19 protein-coding genes and 5 tRNA genes are annotated in these 19844 nt (G+C 49.1%); 21 read left to right on the top strand and 3 right to left on the bottom strand.

All coding sequences use genetic code 11. The features are described from left to right. Positions 1–43: 43 nt before the first annotated feature. The 18 genes from truA to ACO0LF_RS13125 all read left to right on the top strand — a co-directional run bounded on the left by truA (position 44) and on the right by ACO0LF_RS13125 (position 13513). Positions 44–859 carry a tRNA pseudouridine(38-40) synthase TruA gene (gene truA / locus ACO0LF_RS13210; protein ID WP_423014580.1) on the top strand — a complete coding sequence of 272 codons (816 nt, stop codon included), beginning with the start codon at positions 44–46 and terminating at the stop codon, positions 857–859. 170 nt (positions 860–1029) lie between these two features. Further along, on the top strand, positions 1030–2823 hold the full coding sequence (lepA, locus tag ACO0LF_RS13205) for a translation elongation factor 4 (protein WP_186955486.1): 1794 nt from the start codon (positions 1030–1032) through the stop codon (positions 2821–2823). Next, positions 2820–3725, top strand: a complete 906-nt coding sequence (gene lepB, locus ACO0LF_RS13200) for a signal peptidase I (RefSeq protein WP_423014578.1) — start codon at positions 2820–2822, stop codon at positions 3723–3725. Before lepA ends, lepB begins: the two co-directional genes overlap by 4 nt. A gap of 54 nt (positions 3726–3779) precedes the next feature. Next, positions 3780–4163, top strand: coding sequence for a DUF4845 domain-containing protein (locus ACO0LF_RS13195; protein WP_423014576.1), 384 nt, complete (start codon positions 3780–3782; stop codon positions 4161–4163). A gap of 9 nt (positions 4164–4172) precedes the next feature. Continuing rightward, positions 4173–5081 (top strand): ribonuclease III, encoded by a 909-nt coding sequence (gene rnc, locus ACO0LF_RS13190; RefSeq protein ID WP_423014574.1) that lies wholly within the window; start codon positions 4173–4175, stop codon positions 5079–5081. Between the two features lie 7 nt (positions 5082–5088). Further along, positions 5089–5991 carry a GTPase Era gene (era, locus tag ACO0LF_RS13185; RefSeq protein WP_423014571.1) on the top strand — a complete coding sequence of 301 codons (903 nt, stop codon included), beginning with the start codon at positions 5089–5091 and terminating at the stop codon, positions 5989–5991. A gap of 8 nt (positions 5992–5999) precedes the next feature. Next, positions 6000–6878: a DNA repair protein RecO gene (gene recO, locus ACO0LF_RS13180; RefSeq protein WP_423014569.1), complete on the top strand. Its 879-nt coding sequence runs from the start codon at positions 6000–6002 to the stop codon at positions 6876–6878. Beyond that, positions 6875–7645 carry a pyridoxine 5'-phosphate synthase gene (gene pdxJ / locus ACO0LF_RS13175; RefSeq protein WP_423014567.1) on the top strand — a complete coding sequence of 257 codons (771 nt, stop codon included), beginning with the start codon at positions 6875–6877 and terminating at the stop codon, positions 7643–7645. Before recO ends, pdxJ begins: the two co-directional genes overlap by 4 nt. A gap of 1 nt (position 7646) precedes the next feature. Beyond that, positions 7647–8048: a holo-ACP synthase gene (gene acpS / locus ACO0LF_RS13170; RefSeq protein WP_423014565.1), complete on the top strand. Its 402-nt coding sequence runs from the start codon at positions 7647–7649 to the stop codon at positions 8046–8048. 45 nt (positions 8049–8093) lie between these two features. Beyond that, positions 8094–9962, top strand: a complete 1869-nt coding sequence (gene uvrC, locus ACO0LF_RS13165; RefSeq protein WP_423014563.1) for an excinuclease ABC subunit UvrC — start codon at positions 8094–8096, stop codon at positions 9960–9962. Positions 9963–10040: 78 nt separating this feature from the next. After that, positions 10041–10622 (top strand): CDP-diacylglycerol--glycerol-3-phosphate 3-phosphatidyltransferase, encoded by a 582-nt coding sequence (gene pgsA / locus ACO0LF_RS13160; RefSeq protein ID WP_423014561.1) that lies wholly within the window; start codon positions 10041–10043, stop codon positions 10620–10622. A gap of 80 nt (positions 10623–10702) precedes the next feature. Beyond that, positions 10703–10778 (top strand) — tRNA-Gly (locus tag ACO0LF_RS13155). A 51-nt stretch (positions 10779–10829) separates the two neighbouring features. Then, positions 10830–10905: transfer RNA gene (locus ACO0LF_RS13150), tRNA-Gly, on the top strand. A gap of 36 nt (positions 10906–10941) precedes the next feature. Beyond that, positions 10942–11017, top strand: a tRNA-Gly gene (locus ACO0LF_RS13145). 109 nt (positions 11018–11126) lie between these two features. Further along, positions 11127–11200, top strand: a tRNA-Cys gene (locus ACO0LF_RS13140). 75 nt (positions 11201–11275) lie between these two features. Continuing rightward, positions 11276–11368: transfer RNA gene (locus ACO0LF_RS13135), tRNA-Leu, on the top strand. Between the two features lie 538 nt (positions 11369–11906). After that, positions 11907–12116, top strand: coding sequence for a hypothetical protein (locus ACO0LF_RS13130; RefSeq protein ID WP_423014559.1), 210 nt, complete (start codon positions 11907–11909; stop codon positions 12114–12116). Positions 12117–12241: 125 nt separating this feature from the next. Continuing rightward, complete coding sequence (locus ACO0LF_RS13125) at positions 12242–13513, top strand: hypothetical protein (protein WP_423014557.1); 1272 nt, start codon at positions 12242–12244, stop codon at positions 13511–13513. Positions 13514–13607: 94 nt separating this feature from the next. Here the strand turns inward: ACO0LF_RS13125 and ACO0LF_RS13120 are convergent, their stop codons facing one another. After that, a complete protein-coding gene (locus tag ACO0LF_RS13120) occupies positions 13608–14081 on the bottom strand; it encodes a hypothetical protein (RefSeq protein ID WP_423014555.1) in 474 nt (157 codons plus the stop codon). A 241-nt stretch (positions 14082–14322) separates the two neighbouring features. On the opposite strand from ACO0LF_RS13120, the gene ACO0LF_RS13115 reads away from it, so the two are divergent. After that, entirely contained in the window at positions 14323–14949 is a 627-nt protein-coding gene (locus tag ACO0LF_RS13115; protein WP_423014553.1) for a hypothetical protein, read from the top strand. Positions 14950–15015: 66 nt separating this feature from the next. On the opposite strand, the gene ACO0LF_RS13110 is transcribed toward ACO0LF_RS13115, so the two are convergent. Beyond that, complete coding sequence (locus ACO0LF_RS13110; protein ID WP_423014551.1) at positions 15016–16107, bottom strand: acyltransferase family protein; 1092 nt, start codon at positions 16105–16107, stop codon at positions 15016–15018. Positions 16108–16447: 340 nt separating this feature from the next. After that, positions 16448–17074 (bottom strand): hypothetical protein, encoded by a 627-nt coding sequence (locus ACO0LF_RS13105; protein ID WP_423014549.1) that lies wholly within the window; start codon positions 17072–17074, stop codon positions 16448–16450. 388 nt (positions 17075–17462) lie between these two features. On the opposite strand from ACO0LF_RS13105, the gene ACO0LF_RS13100 reads away from it, so the two are divergent. Further along, positions 17463–19346: a CHASE2 domain-containing protein gene (locus tag ACO0LF_RS13100; RefSeq protein ID WP_423014547.1), complete on the top strand. Its 1884-nt coding sequence runs from the start codon at positions 17463–17465 to the stop codon at positions 19344–19346. Beyond that, entirely contained in the window at positions 19343–19843 is a 501-nt protein-coding gene (locus ACO0LF_RS13095) for an SH3 domain-containing protein (RefSeq protein WP_423014545.1), read from the top strand. Before ACO0LF_RS13100 ends, ACO0LF_RS13095 begins: the two co-directional genes overlap by 4 nt. Position 19844: the final 1 nt, after the last annotated feature.

Raw genomic sequence — 19844 nt, 5'->3', positions numbered from 1 at the left:
CAAATGCTGGCGCCCGTTTTGTTTTTGGGGATATGGGATTGTGGTGAAGCGATTAGTTTTGGGTGTGCAATACGATGGCAACTCCTGGCAGGGGTGGCAAACGCAACCTTCAGGAAATACGGTGCAGGATGCGCTGGAGCGAGCCTTGCAGCAATTCACCAAGGCGGACATCAAGACTACTTGCGCCGGGCGTACGGATGCTGGTGTCCATGGTATAGAGCAGGTTGTGCATTTTGATACTGATCTGGTGCGAGAGCCCTATTCCTGGGTGAATGGGGTAAATGCTTTTTTGCCTGCGTCAGTGGCGGTGCAGTGGGTGAAAGAACTGCCTATGGACCCAGACTCGGAAGATAATTTTCATGCGCGTTTTAGTGCCCGCGCCCGCACGTATCATTATATTTTGCATAATGCTCCCATCCGTTCACCAATGTGGAGTGGGCGGGCGGGCTGGGCTTTTCGTCCCCTGGATGTGGATCGTATGCGTGCTGCCGCTGCTCATCTCTTGGGCGAGCATGACTTTTCAGCCTTTCGTGCTTCTGGTTGCCAGGCCAAGACCCCGGTCAAGCATATGTATGACATACAAATACGACGCCAGGGAGAGATGATTATTTTTACTTTGCGTGCCAGCGCCTTTTTGCATCACATGGTCAGGAATATCGTCGGCTCACTGATCTTTGTTGGGACGGGCAAGAGAGAGCCGGAGTGGATGGGGCAAGTGCTGGCCAGCATGAACCGCGAAATCGCCGCGCCGACCTTCATGCCTGATGGTTTATACCTGGCCAGAATTGACTATGAAGAGAAATGGGGCTTGCCGCAAAGGGAATTGGTGGAAACTCTGGCTTTCTTGTCTTTTTTGTAGTGCTCAACTGACATCAACTCGACGATTTATCGGCTTTCCGGGGTGAAATCCGGTAAAATGGCGTTTTGCAAAACCCAAACTGAAGGCGCTCGCCTGGGGAAGCTTGCCCAGCTCAGAGCGCTTTTTTTATAGCTGGTATTCGCTTCACCTTTGTTTCTTTCGTAATTTCAATGAATAACATCCGCAATTTTTCGATTATTGCCCATATTGATCACGGCAAATCCACTCTGGCAGATCGTATTATCCAGCTTTGCGGCGGCCTTTCCGACCGCGAGATGGAAGCGCAAGTGCTTGATTCCATGGATATTGAGCGTGAACGTGGTATCACCATCAAGGCCCAGACAGCAGCCTTGCATTACAAGGCACGTGATGGTCAGATTTATAACCTGAACCTCATCGATACGCCTGGCCACGTCGATTTCAGCTATGAAGTCAGTCGTTCCCTGTCTGCTTGCGAAGGTGCCTTGCTGGTGGTTGATGCGTCGCAAGGTGTAGAAGCGCAAACAGTAGCAAACTGCTATACCGCGATTGAGCTGGGTGTAGAGGTCGTGCCAGTCTTGAACAAGATAGATTTGCCATCCGCCGACCCTGACAACGCCTGCCAGGAAATCGAAGAAGTGATAGGCATAGATGCATCTGATGCCGTGCATTGCTCTGCCAAAACAGGCCTGGGCGTGGAAGATGTGCTGGAGTCGCTGATTGTAAAAGTACCACCACCACAAGGTGACCCAACAGCGCCTCTGCAAGCATTGATTGTTGACTCATGGTTTGATAACTATGTAGGCGTAGTCATGCTGGTGCGTATCAAGAATGGTACTTTGCGCCCTAAAGACAAGATTTTGTTCATGGCAACAGAAGCACAGCATCTGGTGGAAAGTGTTGGTGTATTTACACCCAAGTCACTGAGCCGTACAGAATTGTCTGCTGGTCAAGTGGGTTTTGTTATTGCTGGCATTAAAGAACTGAAGTCTGCAAAAGTCGGTGACACGATCACTGTTGCCAACAAGCCTGCTGCCGAACCTTTGCCTGGTTTTAAAGAGGTCCAGCCGCAAGTGTTTGCCGGTCTGTTCCCGGTTGAGGCTAATCAATATGATGCGCTGCGTGACTCCCTGGAAAAGCTCAAACTCAATGATGCGGCCCTGATGTATGAGCCTGAGGTTTCGCAAGCGCTGGGTTTTGGCTTCCGCTGCGGTTTCCTGGGTTTGCTGCATATGGAAATCGTCCAGGAGCGCCTGGAGCGTGAATTTGACATGGACCTTATCACTACTGCTCCAACAGTGGTATATGAAGTCCTGATGGCCGATGGCAGTATCCTGATGGTGGATAACCCGTCCAAGATGCCTGAGCCATCCAAGATAGAAGAAATCCGCGAACCTATCGTCACCGTCAATCTCTATATGCCACAAGAGTATGTTGGTTCGGTGATCACCCTGTGTACCCAGAAGCGTGGTGTGCAGCTGGATATGAACTATCACGGTCGCCAGGTCAAACTGACTTATGAAATGCCTATGGCCGAGATCGTGCTGGATTTCTTTGATCGCCTGAAGTCGACTTCCCGTGGCTATGCATCCATGGACTATGAGTTCAAGGAAAACCGTGCCGCCGACGTGGTCAAGGTGGACATGCTCATCAATAGCGAAAAAGTCGATGCGCTGGCAATTATCGTCCATAGGGCAAACAGCCATTTCCGTGGCCGTGCCGTGGCAGCAAAAATGCGTGAATTGATCCCGCGTCAAATGTTTGACGTGGCAATCCAGGCGGCAATTGGTTCCAACATCATCTCGCGTGAAAACGTCAAAGCCTTGCGTAAAAACGTGTTGGCCAAATGTTATGGTGGTGATATCAGCCGTAAGCGCAAATTGCTGGAAAAACAAAAAGCAGGTAAGAAACGCATGAAGCAAGTAGGTTCGGTAGAGATCCCGCAAGAAGCGTTTTTGGCGATTTTACAAGTGGATGAAAAATGAGTTTTCAATCAATTTTAGGCAACTTTGCACTGATTCTGTTTGTTTTGACTGTCGTAACCGGTGTTATCTGGTTCCTGGATGTCTTTGTGTTTGCCAAGCAACGTCGTCAAATTGCCGACAAGGCCCTGGCTGAATACGATGCGCGCAGAGCCAAGCTGACTGCTGAAGGTATACGACTGGAAGAAAGTACCCGTCACGAACTGGAAGCGAACTTGCTCAAGCAGCCAGTATGGATAGAATACTCCGGCAGTTTCTTTCCTGTCATTGCGCTGGTGTTTTTCTTGCGTTCTTTCTTGTTTGAACCTTTTAAAATTCCATCCAGTTCCATGCTGCCTACCTTGTTTGTAGGTGATTTGATACTGGTGAATAAATTCACTTATGGCATACGCTTGCCAGTGATTAATAAAAAAATTATTTCCATCAATGACCCGCACCGCGGTGATGTGATGGTATTTAAATACCCAGAAGACCCCAGTGTGGACTATATTAAACGTGTAGTGGGTGTGCCTGGTGATAAAATCGTGTATAAAAACAAGCGCTTATCCGTGAATGGTAAGGAAGTTTCATACACGACCATGCCTGACTTCCGTGATAATCTGGACTACCTGAAACATTACAAGGAAGACCTGACAGGCGTGAACCATAGTATTTTAGTGAACGAGCAAAGACCGGCATACGTGGACAATCCACATGACTTCAAAGGCCGGGAATTGTGTACTTATGAAAATGATGGTTTTACTTGCACTGTGCCTCAGGGACGTTACTTTATGATGGGTGACAACCGCGACAATAGTCTTGATAGTCGTTATTGGGGGTTTGTGCCAGATGAAAATATTGTTGGTAAAGCATTTTTTATCTGGATGAATTTTGGTGATATCGAACGCATTGGTAGTTTTCATTAAACTTCAATCTTAAACAGGAACAATAAATTTATGTCTAAGAATCAACATTTTTATTTGCAAAAACAAAAAGGGATGACCCTGATTGGTTTGCTGATGGCGATATCCTTGGTTATTTTGGTTGCAATGATTGCAATGAAAGTGGTACCTACGGCAATTGAATACAATTCCATTATGAAGGCCATCAATAGCACCAAGAATGCAGGTACTACACCTAAAGATATACAACTCGCCTTTGAAAGGCAAAGAGGTGTTGGCTATTTTGACGCCGTTACTTCCAAGGATTTGATTATCGTCAGAAATAATGATGGTGGTTTTGACCTCAGTTTTGCTTACGAAAAGAAAATCCCCTTGATCGGCCCGGCAAGCATCTTGATGGAGTACTCAGGTACCACAGCAAAGAGTGGCATCGTTGCTACAAAACCTACCAAGGTAGATTAAGTTACGCGTATGAATCAACAACTATTGCAGAAAAGGCTGGGGCACCAGTTTAGCAACCCCGCTTTGTTGCAGCAGGCTTTGACACATCGTAGTCATAGTGTTTTGCATAATGAACGTCTGGAATTCCTCGGTGATTCAGTTCTGAATTGTGTCGTTGCTTCCTTGTTGTTTGATAGCTTTGCCAATATTGATGAAGGTGATTTGTCGCGCGTACGTGCCAACCTGGTCAAGCAACAATCTTTGTATGAAATTGCCCAAAGAATAGAGTTGTCACAGTTCTTGCGCCTGGGGGAGGGGGAGTTGAAGTCCGGTGGATTCCGTCGCCCATCCATCCTGGCGGATACGTTGGAAGCCTTGTTTGGTGCGATTTTCCTGGATGCTGGTTTTGATGCGGCTCGTGAAGTCATTCGCGCCCTGTATGCGCCAGTATTGGCCAGTGTTGATCCAACTACCCTGGGCAAGGATGCCAAGACCTTGTTGCAAGAGTTCTTGCAAAGTAAAAAAATCGCCTTGCCGCAATATAATGTAGTGGCAACCCATGGCGCTGCACATAACCAGGAATTTGAAATCGAATGCCTGGTGCCTAAGCTTGAAATACAAGTCTTTGGTACAGGTGGCAGTCGTCGTGCTGGTGAGCAAGCTGCTGCCAAGCTGGCACTGGAGACTGCCTTGGCCATGCTGGTGCGCTCACCCGCTGCCAAGAAATCCAAGCCACGTGCATCGCAATTAAAACTGGCTGGCATCGCTACCGTGCAAGGTGAGCCTGCTGCCGAGACCAAAGCACAATCTGGCAAGCAAAAAAGTTTGCTGGATGCTGAAATGCCCAAGGCTGACAAGCCCAAAGCCGCAACAAGTACCACCAACACAGCTGCAGCAGATGAACTGCTACACCCTGAGACTCACCCTAAGACTGCCTGACGACCGCATGACTGAATTAATAGACAATCCTGATTTCCGCTGTGGTTACATCGCCATCGTCGGGCGACCTAATGTCGGTAAATCGACCCTGATGAATGCCCTGATAGGCGCCAAGGTCAGTATTACCTCGCGTAAGGCACAAACTACGCGCCACCGCATTACTGGCATACAAACCAAAGATAATACCCAGTTCGTGTATATCGATACGCCGGGTTTTCAGACCCGCCATTCAAATGCACTGAACCGTACGTTGAACCGTACTGTCACCACCACGCTGACAGCGGCAGATGTGATTTTGTACATCATAGAAGCTGGCACTTTTGGCCCGGCAGACCAGCAAGTAATAGATCTGTTACCTAAAGATGTACCTTGTATCCTCGTCATCAATAAATCAGACCGCGTTAAAGACAAGGCCGTGATGATGCCGTTTGCCCAGAAAGTGGCAGCACTACATAATTTTTCAGCGATCGTGCCGGTATCGGCCACTTTGCGTTTCCAGCTGGAAAACCTGGAAAGCGAAATCCGCAAATACCTGCCCCTGAACCCACCGATGTTTGGTGAAGACGATATCACAGACCGTAGCGAAAAATTTCTGGCAGCAGAAATCGTTCGTGAAAAACTGTTCCGCTTTGTTGGTGATGAATTGCCTTACACCAGCACCGTGCTGATAGAAAAATTTGAGCAAGAAGGCAATCTTCGTCGCGTCTTCGTCGCTATCCTGGTAGACAGGGATGGCCATAAATCCATGGTCATTGGCAATAAAGGTGCACGTCTGAAAGATATCTCCACCCAGTCACGCCAGGATATGGAAAAACTGTTTGGCGGACCTGTATATCTGGAAATCTGGATCAAGGTCAAATCTGGCTGGGCAGACAATGAAGCTGGTTTGCGTGCCTACGGTTACGAGTAAAATCATCCATGGATGAGCAGGCAGTCGCCGTGCAGGAAGACAGCGCCGTAGCAGATGCGGCGGCTGTACCGCCAGCGCCGCCTGCTGTCAAAAAAACTGCTGCACGCCCACGTGCTCCCAAAGCAAATTCAGCAACTTCAGCAACTCCGCGTGCTGCCAGCAAATCCCCCGCCAAAGACTTACGCATACTGGAACAGCCAGGCTTTGTCCTGCATTCCTGGCCCTACAAAGAAACCAGCCTCATCATCGATGTATTGACGCGTGACCATGGCCGCATTGCCCTGGTTGCCAAGGGTGCAAAGCGCCCGCATTCACAATTGCGTAGTGTCTTGCAAACTTTTCAGCCCTTGCAACTGGGCTGGACAGGCAAGGGTGAAATCCGCACCCTGACTACGGCAGACTGGGTAGGCGGCATGCTGCCACTGGAAAAATCTGCCTTGTTATGTGGTTTTTACCTCAATGAATTATTGGTCAAGTTCCTCATGCGCGATGAAGCGCACCCGGAATTGTTTGACCTGTACGTCTCCACGCTGAACCAGCTTGCTCATGATGAGCCTGCCACCATCGTCTTGCGTCGTTTTGAGCTGGCATTGTTACGAGAGTCCGGCTTGCTGGGCGACCTGACGCGCTGTACGCAACAACGTGAGCGTGTACAGGTTGAACAATTTTATGTACTCGACCCCGAACGCGGCCCCAGGCCAGCCATGCCTGCGGACAATGTGCCCAGGGTCAGTGGCAAGACTTTGCTGGCCATGCAGCGCGGCGACTATACTGAGCAAAGCACACAATTACAAAGCAAGCTGCTGATGCGCTTTTTGCTTGCTCATCACTTGCATGGCGCTGCACTGAACACACGGCAAATACTGATCGATTTGCAAAATCTATGAATATCCATCAACAAAGCCAGTTGATAGAACTGGGCGTGAATATCGACCACGTTGCTACTCTGCGCAATGCGCGCGGTACGACTTACCCAGATCCCTTGCAAGCCGCCTTGCTGGCAGAAGAGGCAGGCGCAGATTGCATCACCCTGCATTTGCGTGAAGACCGTAGGCATATCCGCGATGCAGACGTAGAACAGTTGCGTCCGCGCATCTTGACGCGCATGAACCTGGAAACCGCAGTCAATAATGAAATGCTGGATCTGGCATGCCGCATCCTGCCACAGGATGTTTGCCTGGTGCCAGAGCGACGTGAAGAAGTGACGACAGAAGGTGGCCTTGATGTTGCCCGTGATTTTGCCAAAGTGCAGGCCGCAGTCCGGCAATTGCAGGCGGCAGGCATACGTGTGTCGCTATTCATCGATGCAGATGAGCAGCAGATACAGGCCAGCTCAGAAGCAGGCGCAAGCGTCATAGAAATGCATACTGGACGTTATGCGGATGCGCATGATCCCGTGGTGCAAACACTGGAGCTGGCGCGCATAACACAAGCCGCTATCGCAGGCATACGTCATGGTTTGAAAGTCAACGCGGGGCATGGCTTGCACATGACTAACACCGCTGCGATTGCGGCTATCCCAGAAATTTCAGAATTGAATATAGGCCACGCCATCGTCGCCCAGGCCTTGTTCGTGGGCTGGCAAAAAGCCATCAGCGATATGAAGGCCTTGATGGTCAAAGCCAGACTGACTACATTACACAGAGCAGCCTGACATGATTTACGGCATAGGCACCGACATCGTACAAATCTCGCGCATGCAAGAAGCCATTGCGCGTAACGGTGAACGCTTTGCTGAAAAAATCCTGGGTCCAGAAGAGCTGACGATTTATCGCGAGCGTAAAGCTCTGGTGGAGGCGCGTGGCCTGCGTTATCTGGCTACCCGTTTCGCCGCAAAAGAAGCTTTCTCCAAAGCCGTGGGTATGGGCATGCGCGACCCCATGAACTGGCATGCCATGCAGACACTGAATAACGATCAGGGCCAGCCCGTCGTGCAGGTAAACGGCAATATGCGGCAATGGATGCAAGAGCGTGGCCTGAAGGCGAGTATCTCCGTCAGTGATGAAACTGATTACGCCATAGCCTTCGTCATCATTGAATTGAACAATCCCTGCTAAAGTAGCGACTTCTACTTCCTATCAGCGCCGCAGATTGATTGCATCATGACTGAACCAAATATCTCAGAAGCGCGCCAGCAAGTGCTCGATCTGGTTGCTAAATTGCCCAACCTGCCGGGTGTATATCGCTATTTCGATAGCAATGACCAGGTACTGTACGTCGGCAAGGCGCGTGACTTGAAAAAACGCGTCTCCAGTTATTTTCTCAAAAACCTCTCCAGCCCGCGCATCGCGATGATGGTAGAGAAAATCGCCAAGCTCGAAACGACAGTCACCCGCAGCGAAGCTGAGGCACTGATCCTTGAAAACAATCTCATCAAGGCATTAAAGCCGCGCTATAACATCCTGTTCCGTGATGACAAGTCGTATCCCTATCTGAAAATCACCACAGAGAAAACACCACGCATGATGTATTACCGTGGTGCGATCGATAAAAAACATCAATACTTCGGGCCATTTCCATCCAGTTGGGCGGTCAAGGAATCAATGCAAATTTTGCAGAAGGTTTTTTTGCTGCGCAGTTGCGAAGACAGCGTGTTTGCCAACCGCACCCGCCCATGTCTGTTGCACCAGATCGGTCGGTGCAGTGCTCCTTGTGTCGATATCATTGCGAAAGAAGACTACCAGCAAGACGTCAATAATGCCGCCGACTTTTTGCGTGGTCGCCAGCTCGAAGTCATGCAGACCCTGGAAAAAAAGATGCTGGATTTTTCCATGGAACTCAAATTCGAACAGGCAGCCTCGGTACGCAATCAAATGCAGGCCTTGTCCAAAGTCTTACACCAGCAAAGCATGGAAACCGCCGGCGATGTCGATATCGATATCCTGGCCGTGGTCGTGGAGGGCGGTCGTGCCTGCGTCAACCTGGCCATGGTCAGAGGAGGGCGACATCTGGGGGACCGCGCTTATTTCCCTACCCATGTCGATGATGCCCTCAGCGTTGCAGAAAATGAAATTGAAGTCGAGGTGATCTCTGCATTTCTGGCACAGCACTATGTCGATCAATTCATTCCGTCGACACTGGTCATGAATGTGGAACTCGATGCGCCTGATCTCATACTGGCACTGGCCGAGCAATGTGGTCACCGCATCCACTTGTCCTTCCAGCCGCAAGAGCAACGTCGCGCCTGGCTGGATATGGCTGTCAAGGGTGCCAAACTGGCACTGGCCCGCATGCTCTCAGAGCAGGGCTCGCAACAGGCCCGCACCCGTGCCCTCGCAAGCGTACTGGAGCTGGAGGTAGAAAACCTTGAAGAATTGCGTGTTGAGTGTTTTGATATCAGCCATACACAGGGCGAAGCCACGCAGGCATCTTGCGTGGTGTTTCATCATCACGCCATGCAAAATAGTGAATATCGCCGTTTCAATATCAAGGATATTACCGGCGGCGATGATTATGCCGCCATGCGCCAGGTACTGTTCCGCCGCTATGAAAAAGTCGCAAACAGTGACGAGCTTAGTGAACGCCGTATGCCTGATATCGTTTTAATCGACGGTGGTAAAGGTCAGGTCGAGATAGCCAGGCAAGTCTTTGTTGAGCTTGGTCTCGATATCAGCCTCATCGTTGGTGTGGCAAAAGGCGAGGGCCGCAAGGTTGGCCTCGAAACCCTGGTGTTCGTTGATGGCCGTGCCGAAAAAGAATTGGGCAAGGAATCCGCCGCACTCATGCTGATCGCTCACATACGTGACGAGGCCCATCGCTTTGCCATCACGGGCATGCGTGCCAAGCGCGACAAGGCCAGGCAGACTTCGCAACTGGAAGAGATAGAGGGCATAGGCCCAAAACGTCGCCAGCGTCTGCTGGTGCGTTTTGGTGGCTTAAAAGGGGTCAGTGATGCCAGCGTCGCCGATTTGGCCAGTGTCGAAGGTATTTCCCGCCAATTGGCAGAAGAAATTTACAAGCGGCTGCGATAGAGAAATATAATTGCAACAAGCGCTGACATTGTCGTCAGTGCTTTTGCAGCAAACCTCAGATAAAAACCATAAAAAGACATGCCTTTCAATTTCCCTATCCTGCTGACCTGGTTACGTGTTGCATTGATACCGCTGGTAGTCGGTGTTTTTTACCTGCCTGATCTCTGGCTCAACCCTTTTGAAAAAGGTTTAGCATCCACCACGGTTTTTATAGTTGCGGCAGTGACTGACTGGTTTGACGGTTTCCTGGCACGCAGGTGGAACCAGACATCCTCATTTGGCGCCTTTCTTGACCCCGTGGCTGACAAACTCATGGTGGCTGGTGCTTTGCTGGTGCTGGTGCAGCTGGACCGCGTCAATGCCGTGATCGCCTTTGTCATCATAGGCCGCGAAATCACCATCTCTGCCTTGCGCGAATGGATGGCGCAGATAGGTGCATCCAAATCTGTCGCGGTCAGCTCACTGGGCAAGATAAAGACCACGGCACAAATGGTGGCCATCCCCATGCTGCTGTATTACGACATGCTGTTTGGCGTTGATACCAAGCTGCTGGGCTCATGGTTATTGCTGATTGCTGCAGTTCTGACAGTCTGGTCCATGTTCTATTACCTGCGCAAAGCATGGCCCCTGATCAAGGAAACGACCGACAGAATGGGATAAACGTGAAGTAAGCGTGCAATGATCTTCGAATGGGTGGTTGACAGAATGGCTGGATGATATATAATTCTGGTCTTCGCAATGCGGGAGTAGCTCAGTTGGTAGAGCGCAACCTTGCCAAGGTTGAGGTCGAGAGTTCGAGACTCTTCTCCCGCTCCAAAGTTTTTGGAATGGCAGCGAAAAGCAGTAAAGTAGCACGGTAGTAAAAATGCGGGAGTAGCTCAGTTGGTAGAGCGCAACCTTGCCAAGGTTGAGGTCGAGAGTTCGAGACTCTTCTCCCGCTCCAAAATGGCGTAGTACCAGAAGTATCAGTAGCACATCTGCGGGAGTAGCTCAGTTGGTAGAGCGCAACCTTGCCAAGGTTGAGGTCGAGAGTTCGAGACTCTTCTCCCGCTCCAGATTCTGAAGGGAAGCAAAGCTTCCCTTTTTTGTTCAAGTTGCACCGCATTTCAGCGAGCATCAAGCGTGATAAAATCACACGAGAGAAGACGCAGAGATAGCACCCCTGGCGGGGTAGCAAAGTGGTTATGCAGCGGCCTGCAAAGCCGTAGACGCCGGTTCGATCCCGACCCCCGCCTCCAAATACAAAAAGCGCTTTAGAGCGCTTTTTTTCCAGAACCCGACTTAGCGTTTCGCTAAGCAGGTTGTAGTAGTGGGCCCGAGTGGTGAAACTGGTAGACACATCGGACTTAAAATCCGCCGCTTCGTTAATAGCGGGCGTGCCGGTTCGATTCCGGCCTCGGGCACCACATTACATTTCCTTGATAGTACTCACTAACTTTCTGACGCTCGTCAGTTCCGCAAAACTATTTTGTTGGTGGCACTAACTTCCCTTTTCTAGGTCGTGCATAATTGGCTGTCATCATTGATGTCGTGTGCCCTAATTATGCCTGCGCGGCTGGCATTCCCGGACTCTCTTCTTTATCACTTTCTGCTTTTGCTCCTAAATCTTTAAATTGGAACACCTTTATTTCTTCCGCTAGCCCTGGGTATTTTGCAGATGCAGTTTTCCTCGCATTACCAAACGCAGTTCGCATCTTGCTGACGGTGAATGGGTAAGGCGCGCTTACAGACGATGTTGACCCGGCTCACAAAAGCAAGTGACAACTTCGATTTTTCGTATGTCTAGATCAGCAGCAAGACCGTTAAGGACATGAAGGGTAAACTGATAGTAGGATACAAGATCAAGCGGCACTTGATGTAAACGGTCCATGGTATCGAGATTAAAGAAATTCATACGTAGCTGGGCTGGCTCGGGCGAGGAATTTACTGAATAAAGTAGGGCGTTTGAGTACAAAACAAGATAAGGCAGCAAACCTGGCAGACGGCGAGGTTGAAGTGCGGGCATGGATAGAGTTGCGGGCAGAATCTATCGTGAATATTCGCAAAATTACTACGGTGGTGGTGCAGTCAAAGACTGTGCCTGAAGTGGATGGGGAGGGGGAGGAAGATATGGCCAGCGGGAGTTATGAATTATCGCTATTTAAGGTTGATTGATTGATAATTTCAATGTTGATTGATACTATCTTTGTAGCAATTGTTTGATTCATGGCGCAGTTGACGACTCTTCGCTTTTATGAATCTATTTGGTGTGTTACGACGAATTACAATCGGAGCGAGGAATGTCAACAGAGTTAATGACAAGAGAGAAACTATTTCTTATGGATCCAAAGGGTGTGAAAGAATGGATCTTGAATAGTGAAGGGTACGATCTAAACAATTTACTTGTGACTTCTGATGCCAGTATGTGGACGCGAATTCTTGATTTCGCGGGTGCGGATGGAATTGCGAAGCTTATTGAATTTATTTCGCCCCAAGAACTAGGGCGATTCATGGAAAAGTTCGAAATTAGTCAAATAGCAAATTTCCTCACTTTGATGAGTCCAAACAGACTAGCTGTGTTAGGGGTGTTCTTGAGTGACAGGCTAATCCTTAGTATCGCCGAATCCGGATTGCCGCTAGAAAATGTAGAACTACTTATTTCCGAAATGCAACGTGAACGGTATGCAAATTGGAAAAATTATTTCGATGTCAAGAGAAGCTTGTCCAAATTTCGAGTTGAGAATTTAGAAAGCGCTAGTGTCGATGATGCATTGGGAATAACTAATGTAAAGACGAGTTCAAGAAAACAAACGGGTGAAGCATACAAATTTTTGGACTCGTTCAGGCATTCAATTCTATTTCCATCTGATCAAAAATGGCGGTCAGGCAATGAGCGATTGTCTTTGGAGTCACCTAATTCGAATCAAATGGCAATTGAAGAGAATCTACACCAACGGCAAGCAGATTTGAATCTGAAGGAAGCAGAACTCGCGAAGCGACTCGCCGAAATTGAAGAGGCTAATAAGGAACTTGTTCAAAAAAGGATTGAGCAAAAAGTCCCTGAATATGTAACGTTTTCTATTGCTGGATTAGAACTCAGTACTCAACAATACAAAAAAAAAGCATTTTGGTGGAGTATTTTTGGATCATTCATATTATTCGCCGCCGTTGTTGTAACTATAGGAATTGCTATATTTGGCAGTGGAGTTTTTGGGAAAACAGAGCAAGAAATAAGCTGGCCTATGATGTTATTCATTGCTTTTAAAGGATTGATTGTTCTTGGAGTTTTGAGTCTATGGGCTAAACACGCTTTTGCGGTTAGCAATGCCTACATTCATGAGGCAATCAAACGATCTGACAGAGCGCATGCGATTAACTTCGGCAAGCTTTACCTGGAAATTTACGGTAGCACGGTAGAGCGAAAAGAGCTTCTGGATATTTTCGAGAACTGGAACATTGCTACAGAAAGCGCGTTTTCAAAAGCTGCTCCATCTGAATTTGACCCCAAAGCGTTTGAAAAATTTGTAGATGTCGCAAAGATGCTGAACCCGGTTAAATCAGAAAAACCTTAATCCCTGGCAGTATTACTTTGTCCGACCCGAGCAATATAAAGGAAAAAATGCGCTTGGTCGAAGTTGGCAATATCGTGTTTTCATCTGCGGTAATCTACAGCTGCATCACATTCAGTGCCACCAGAACCATCCTTAATAGCAGCCCCAGAATAAACCAAACAAAAAACGATCTCTTTAAAAAGATCGCCACCAGGCCTATAACCAGCGCAAAACCTAGCCATTTGCCAAGTCGTTTCCATAAATTACTTTTTAATTCACTTTGACTCTCAATGCTGGATTCATTTTTTGCCCTAGCATTGTCTCTGGATTCGCCGGTTTTGACCTGTGCTTCGTTACTCTGGGCGGGTTTGGCAGTGCTGTCGCTTCCTCCTACCTCGACGTAGCCGGTTATGGCCGTTTCGCCGGGCCCACAAGGTTCAATCTGGCTCCGGGTCACTCCATCTGAACCTTTACAGGTATTCAGTGGTTTTAGTGGTGGGGTTTCCTTGAGTTCAAGGTTGTGAACTTGAAGGGCTTGGGCTGATGCAGTGATGCATAGTAAAGCCAGGTAGGCGCTGATTTTTTTCATGTTGCTGGGTCGCTTGCAGGTAAAAAAGCAGTCGATGGTACTGTCAGTTCTCAATTTTGGCAAATTTGAACCTTGCAAGTGATTAATCGTTCCCTGGGCATTGAGGGGCTGAGTAAAGGCTATTCTTTTACTATCTTCATGGTTTTGGTATGCTGTCGCCCAATATGAGGCCAAGCCTGGACTTGCCAAACGTCTTGTGTGCCTGGGCAAGAAAATATCAATTTGAAACGGAGTAAATAAAGTGTCACAAATCGTACGCGTAGCAATTCAGGAAGATATTCCGCCACTGGTTTGGCCACAGTGCTGCCCCAAATGCGGGGCTACGGGGAAACTGTATAAAACAACGAGTCGCTTAGGTCGGGTGAAATCGGTGAGGCCCAATCTTTTGGGTGGTATGACGGTGAAAAGTGATGTCCTGTATTTGACCTTCCCTGGCTGCGAGAAGCACGCTTCAGAAACTGATTTGGCTAACATCATCCTTGATAAGAGCCCTTTGATGCGTTTGCTGCATATGATGATATTTATGGCAGCCTTATTCACTTTGCCGCTGATCACCCGTCCCAAGGCTTTTATTGCTGATGTTGGTTGGTACGCTCTGCTGCCTCTTATCGGAGTGCTGGGCGTCGCTGGTATCGTATGGGCGAGGAGGGTCAGTAGCGTCTGGCCCATGCGATTTGACCCGGACATGGATGTGATTTCGATTCGATTTCTTGACGAGGATTACGCCGTCAAATTTCGTCTTGCAAATCGTAAAGCGACCAGCAATGATATGACAGATGCTTTGCCCTGGTATCAGCGTGGCTTGATCTGGAAAGTACTTGTCATTGCTGTATTCATCGCTTTCCTGGCGAAGTTGGCCGGAGGCTAAAGCCTTACTTTATCTGGATGCGCTAATTCTGCCATCACCGTAAGTCATGTCGCGACTTGTTTGAGTTTACTGGCTTTCACTCGGAAACCAGCGGGCTCGTATTTTCATAAACGGTGTCTCCACCAGTCGATACAACAACCATCCACCAAACACCCCCACGGCAGTAACCAGGGCAACAGTCAGCGGCGCATTCGCATCTATGTGCCGTTTGCCCAATTCCACACCAATCAGCATGAACACAGGTTTGTGCACCAGATAAATGGCATACGACCATAGCGCCAATTGCGCGGCACCGGGCAGGCGCAGGCGGTGCAGGTAGCTGTTGGGGCTGAGGGCGGCCAGGGTGAGGATGGCGAAGCTGATGGCCACGAGTGAGAAGCCCATTGTATTGACGATCATGAGTTTGCTGTAGTCATCGCTGCTGATGCAATACAGTATGCCGCCAGCGGCCAGCAGGCCGGTGATGAGCAGGGCCTGGCCGTGGCGCATGAGTCTGTCGTATAAACCTGCATGAAAGTTTTTGAGCATGGCGATGGCGACGCCGGGGAGCAATTCGTCAAAGCGGCCAAAGCTGGAGTAGTAAACTTGTGCATCAAATGCAGGATGACCATCCATAAATGCCATGCCACGAAAAAGCATGCCGCCGCCTATCGCTGCAATGAGCAGGCCCCAGGCCAGCCACAGCGGGCTCTTGAGTCTGATCAGGACGAGGCTGACTATGGGCAGTATCAGGTAAAACTGTTCTTCTATGCATAGCGACCAGGAATGAGTGAAGGTCTGACCGTATTCCAGACCTATGTTTTGCGTGAATGTCAGGAACTGCCATAAGGATGAAGTACTGCGTCCAGTCAGTGGCGCTACGGGGAAAATAAAATAAGCTGCCAGCACGACGTAATAGTTGGGGAGGGTGCGTAGCAGGCGTTTGGCGAAGAAATTCTTTAGTGATAGTGCTTGCCCCTTGGCTGCGGCAGACATGATCTGGTTACCGATCAGATAGCCACTCAGCACAAAAAATAAATCGACACCTGCCCAGCCTATGTCTCCCCAAAAACCAAAAGTTTGCTTCCTGCTGACAAAACCGCAGTAATGCGTCATGAGTACAAATAATATGGCGATGGCGCGCAGGGTGTCGAGGCCATTGATTCTTTTGGCTTGCATGAAATCAGATTGTAGGTATGGGTTTAAAACACGATTTTGGTGTTGAGGATTTCTTCTTGATTTTTCGTTTCAACTTGCTGTCCATGTCTTCGACCAGTCGTATAAATTTAAGTTGCTGGAGTTCAAAAAATCTTCAGACAAGTCGGCCAGAAAGCCAATGCCGCGCAAGTGCTGGAAGCGGCCCTGCCTTGCAGATAGTGTGCATGAATCGCTGTATGGTATCAGCCGGGGCAGGGGTATGGTGGCTGAGCCTGCCCCTGTCCCAAGAGCCACTGGGCTTGAATGTAATCACTTAGCTTGAAGTTTGCCTCGGCTTCTTCGTCTGTGAGTCCTGGAATATTTATTTGCCTGATTTGCACATGCGTAGATTGGTGCGGGTAGCCTTAATCATGGACAGATATTTTTGATTGAATTCATCAGTACATGCTTCACAATTATTGATGATTACATTGTCTGGCTGCACCGCTTCTTCTGCTAGCGGTTGCAGCGTTGCGAGGCAACGTTCTGGCATTTGCAATTTGTATTGCACCAATGCCAGGTCATTGCGCAGCCAACCCATCTCAAGTGGTTCAAGGATTTTGCCGCAATTGACGAAGACGGGGTCAAGCTTGGCCATGGCTGCAGAATAGTCTTTTTTGTCGTACAGGACCTTGAATTCTTTACGTGCCTGGCTGCGCTCCGGGGCGCTGCAGCCTGGTGGGCGGAAATACTGGCTGGCTATGCTGGCCAGATCACAATAATTTTGTTCGCAAACATCAATATTGCCATCCACCTCTATGTCGTTCTTTTTCTGTGTGAAACGCAAAACACAGTTTTGTTTCATGCCACTTTTGCGCAGCGTCGCCTTACCGCCTATGATTTCGCCCTTCATAGAGCAAGAGCCTTCACCCTTGGAGTTAAGGGTGAAAATAAGTTTGCCTGCGCTGTCCGCGGCGATGTTAAGTTTACTGTAGGCACCTTCACTCAAGTACTCTCCGGGCACAATTTGTTGTGCCTGAGATATTGTGGACGCACTAGCCAAAAGCAGTGACAGACAAAATTGAGGGAGGCGATGAAAAACTGGCATAGTGATTTTGGAAAGCGGATGAAAGGAAAAATAGCGCCTGTGCCATGCAGTAAGCAAGCAGGGCGGCGGTATCATAGCAGAACTGTTTAGGCCTTTGCAGGGAAACAAGATGGTGGTTTTTTAACTGACATCAACTGCTGGACAGGCTCGCTTGTCTACCTGATGCTACACCTATCCACGCCGATTGTTGCATTTTTGACTGTTTGCCCCTTTTGCTGGTAAATGTCCGGGTAAATCCCGTATAAACTCACTCACAATCAGACAGCGTGTATTACCTCACCCTTACGGCATGCTCAAAAAACTTTTTCCCTTCATCAGTAGTGCCAGTTTGCGCTGGTATGCCGCGCTGACTCTGTTATTGGTCGTGATGATGGGTGTCGAATTGTTTGGCTTGCACCTGTTGGCAACGACAGAGTCGCGCCTGGGGGATGTTTATTTGCGGCGTCATGCGTCTGGTTACCAGGCTGATCCTGACATCGTCATCGTTGATATCGATGATGCCAGTTTGCTGGGTATGCAAAAGATCGCTGGCTTGTGGGCCTGGAAACGCGAAGTGCATGGGTTTTTGACGGCTGCATTGCTAGGCATGTCACCCCGGGCCCTGGTATTTGATATCAATTTCAATGTGCCTGATCTGGCTGCTCCCAAAAGTGACGCCATGTTGTCCGACCAGATCAGGGATTTTCCGCATGCATATATGCTGGCCCTGCGGCTGCAGGATGCTGCAGCTAATGAAGCCATACCCGTGGCTGACATTGCGGATAGTTTTGCCATACAGCACAAGGGCAAGCCCGATGCCAGGGTTGCCTTGCAATTGCCACTGGCAATAGAACGCAAGGCCTGGCGTCTGGGTTTGGTCAATAGCCTTGATGACGACGATGGTGTCCTGCGACGATACCGTCTGTACACGGACGTGGCAGGCTGGCATTTGCCTTCCCTGCCTGCCAGGGTTGCCCGTGGCCTCAATTGGCCCCTGGTTTCTGGCAAGAATATTCAAATGTTTTGGCCGCTGGAAGGTCATCAAAGGTTTAGTTATGCAGATTTGTTCAAGACACTCACCGAGGACAGGCGAAACTTGACGCCTGCAGTTGAAGCGCAATTGAATCAGTTATTCCGTAACAAGATCATCGTCATTGGGTCTTCTGCAGGTGGCTTGTTTGATCATCATCTGACACCGCTGGGGCCGAATTATCCAGGCGTAGATATTCTGGCGATTGCCTTGGACAATCTGAAAAATGGCCGTAGCCTGCATCAGGTCGCTGCGGGATGGCTGTTTATGTTTGGATTGGTATTAATTGCTTTGCTGGCGCTGGCTTTTCGGCGTCGGGTCAACCCGGTGTTAACTGGGGCCGGGCTTGCTGTCGTAACGAGCCTGGCGATCATAGGGGCTGACCAATTAGTTGTCAGGTACTGGATATTGCCTGTAGCAACACCACTTGTTTTTGCCTGGGCCTGGTTTTTATCAGCAGCAATTGCGGGGTTTTTGCGTGAGCGTCGCACACGCGACAGGACAGTATCTTTGTTTGGTCGCTTTTTGAATCCCGAGATAGTGCGGAAAATTGTCGATCATGGCGAGACTGTAGAGAGTCTTTCGGGGCAGACGCGTGAAATCAGTCTGTTGTTTTCTGATATACGCGGCTTCACTACACTCTCGGAAAGCCGGCCTCCTGACGAAGTGGTCAGGCTGCTTAACAGGTATTTTGAAAGACAAGTGGAAGTAGTCTGGAGGCATGGCGGCACGCTGGACAAGTTTATTGGCGACTGTATTATGGCTTTCTGGGGCGCACCACTGGATGACCCAGAACACGCCAAAAGGGCCGTCGCTGCGGCGCTGGAGATGGAAGATAATTTGCTTGCCTTTAAGCAAGAATTGCTGGCAGATGATGCTAACTTGCCAGAATTTGATGTTGGCATAGGTGTACACACCGGGTCTGCTGTGGTAGGCTTTATTGGTGCAAAACGCAAGCTTGACTATACAGCTATTGGTGACGCGGTTAACCTGGCAAGTCGCGTCGAGGGATTAACCAAAGATGTCTCACGTATCCTGGTGACCAAAGACACTATGCTGGCTTGTCAAAATTCAGGCATTGATTTTATTTTTCGTGGTGCATTCCCTGTAAAAGGGCGGGCTGCTGAAGTTGAGTTATATGAACCCAAAAGGACAAGTGCATGAGAATCCCCATTTTGTTGTTAGCCATGCTGGCATCTGCCGGTGTTGCCTATGCAGATTCTGCATCAACGACACGATCTACACCCTTGTTAGAAAAAGCCAGTGCTGATGCGGCTGTCCTGGCAACTCTGGCTAGCCAGACCAGGCTCGATACCATACAGCACCAATATGGCTGGTACCAGGTTAAAACTTCCAACGGACAATTGGGATGGGTGGAAATGATGTCTTTGCGCTTTGATAGCAATGGTTCTGCCAATTCAGTGAACACCTTAAAAATTCTTGGACGCACTTCCAATACTGGTTCCGTTGGTACTGGTGTCAATGGCCTGGACAAGTCGGATCTGGCGCGGGCTACACCGAATTATCCTGAATACCAAAAAATGCAAAGAGCTGCGGCAGACAGGAGTACGGCACAATCTTTTGCGCAACGATCGCAAGTATCTGGCAGCAAGATGGAGTATTTGGACCAAGCCAGAAATTCCAGGCAGGGAGATAACTAAG

Source organism: Undibacterium sp. Di27W, assembly GCF_049340345.1.
Classification (GTDB): domain Bacteria; phylum Pseudomonadota; class Gammaproteobacteria; order Burkholderiales; family Burkholderiaceae_D; genus Undibacterium.
The sequence above is the reverse complement of the archived record's forward strand: the minus strand, read 5'-3'. Positions and strand labels throughout refer to the sequence as shown.

What these genes read in the sequence shown, in the direction of transcription:
- lepA (WP_186955486.1), top strand. Translation starts at nt 1,030, where the DNA reads ATGAATAACATCCGCAATTTTTCGATTATTGCCCATATTGATCACGGC.
- lepB (WP_423014578.1), top strand. Translation starts at nt 2,820, where the DNA reads ATGAGTTTTCAATCAATTTTAGGCAACTTTGCACTGATTCTGTTTGTT.
- rnc (WP_423014574.1), top strand. Translation starts at nt 4,173, where the DNA reads ATGAATCAACAACTATTGCAGAAAAGGCTGGGGCACCAGTTTAGCAAC.
- era (WP_423014571.1), top strand. Translation starts at nt 5,089, where the DNA reads ATGACTGAATTAATAGACAATCCTGATTTCCGCTGTGGTTACATCGCC.
- recO (WP_423014569.1), top strand. Translation starts at nt 6,000, where the DNA reads ATGGATGAGCAGGCAGTCGCCGTGCAGGAAGACAGCGCCGTAGCAGAT.
- pdxJ (WP_423014567.1), top strand. Translation starts at nt 6,875, where the DNA reads ATGAATATCCATCAACAAAGCCAGTTGATAGAACTGGGCGTGAATATC.
- acpS (WP_423014565.1), top strand. Translation starts at nt 7,647, where the DNA reads ATGATTTACGGCATAGGCACCGACATCGTACAAATCTCGCGCATGCAA.
- uvrC (WP_423014563.1), top strand. Translation starts at nt 8,094, where the DNA reads ATGACTGAACCAAATATCTCAGAAGCGCGCCAGCAAGTGCTCGATCTG.
- pgsA (WP_423014561.1), top strand. Translation starts at nt 10,041, where the DNA reads ATGCCTTTCAATTTCCCTATCCTGCTGACCTGGTTACGTGTTGCATTG.
- ACO0LF_RS13125 (WP_423014557.1), top strand. Translation starts at nt 12,242, where the DNA reads ATGTCAACAGAGTTAATGACAAGAGAGAAACTATTTCTTATGGATCCA.
- ACO0LF_RS13120 (WP_423014555.1), bottom strand. Translation starts at nt 14,081, where the DNA reads ATGAAAAAAATCAGCGCCTACCTGGCTTTACTATGCATCACTGCATCA.
- ACO0LF_RS13110 (WP_423014551.1), bottom strand. Translation starts at nt 16,107, where the DNA reads ATGCAAGCCAAAAGAATCAATGGCCTCGACACCCTGCGCGCCATCGCC.
- ACO0LF_RS13100 (WP_423014547.1), top strand. Translation starts at nt 17,463, where the DNA reads ATGCTCAAAAAACTTTTTCCCTTCATCAGTAGTGCCAGTTTGCGCTGG.
- ACO0LF_RS13095 (WP_423014545.1), top strand. Translation starts at nt 19,343, where the DNA reads ATGAGAATCCCCATTTTGTTGTTAGCCATGCTGGCATCTGCCGGTGTT.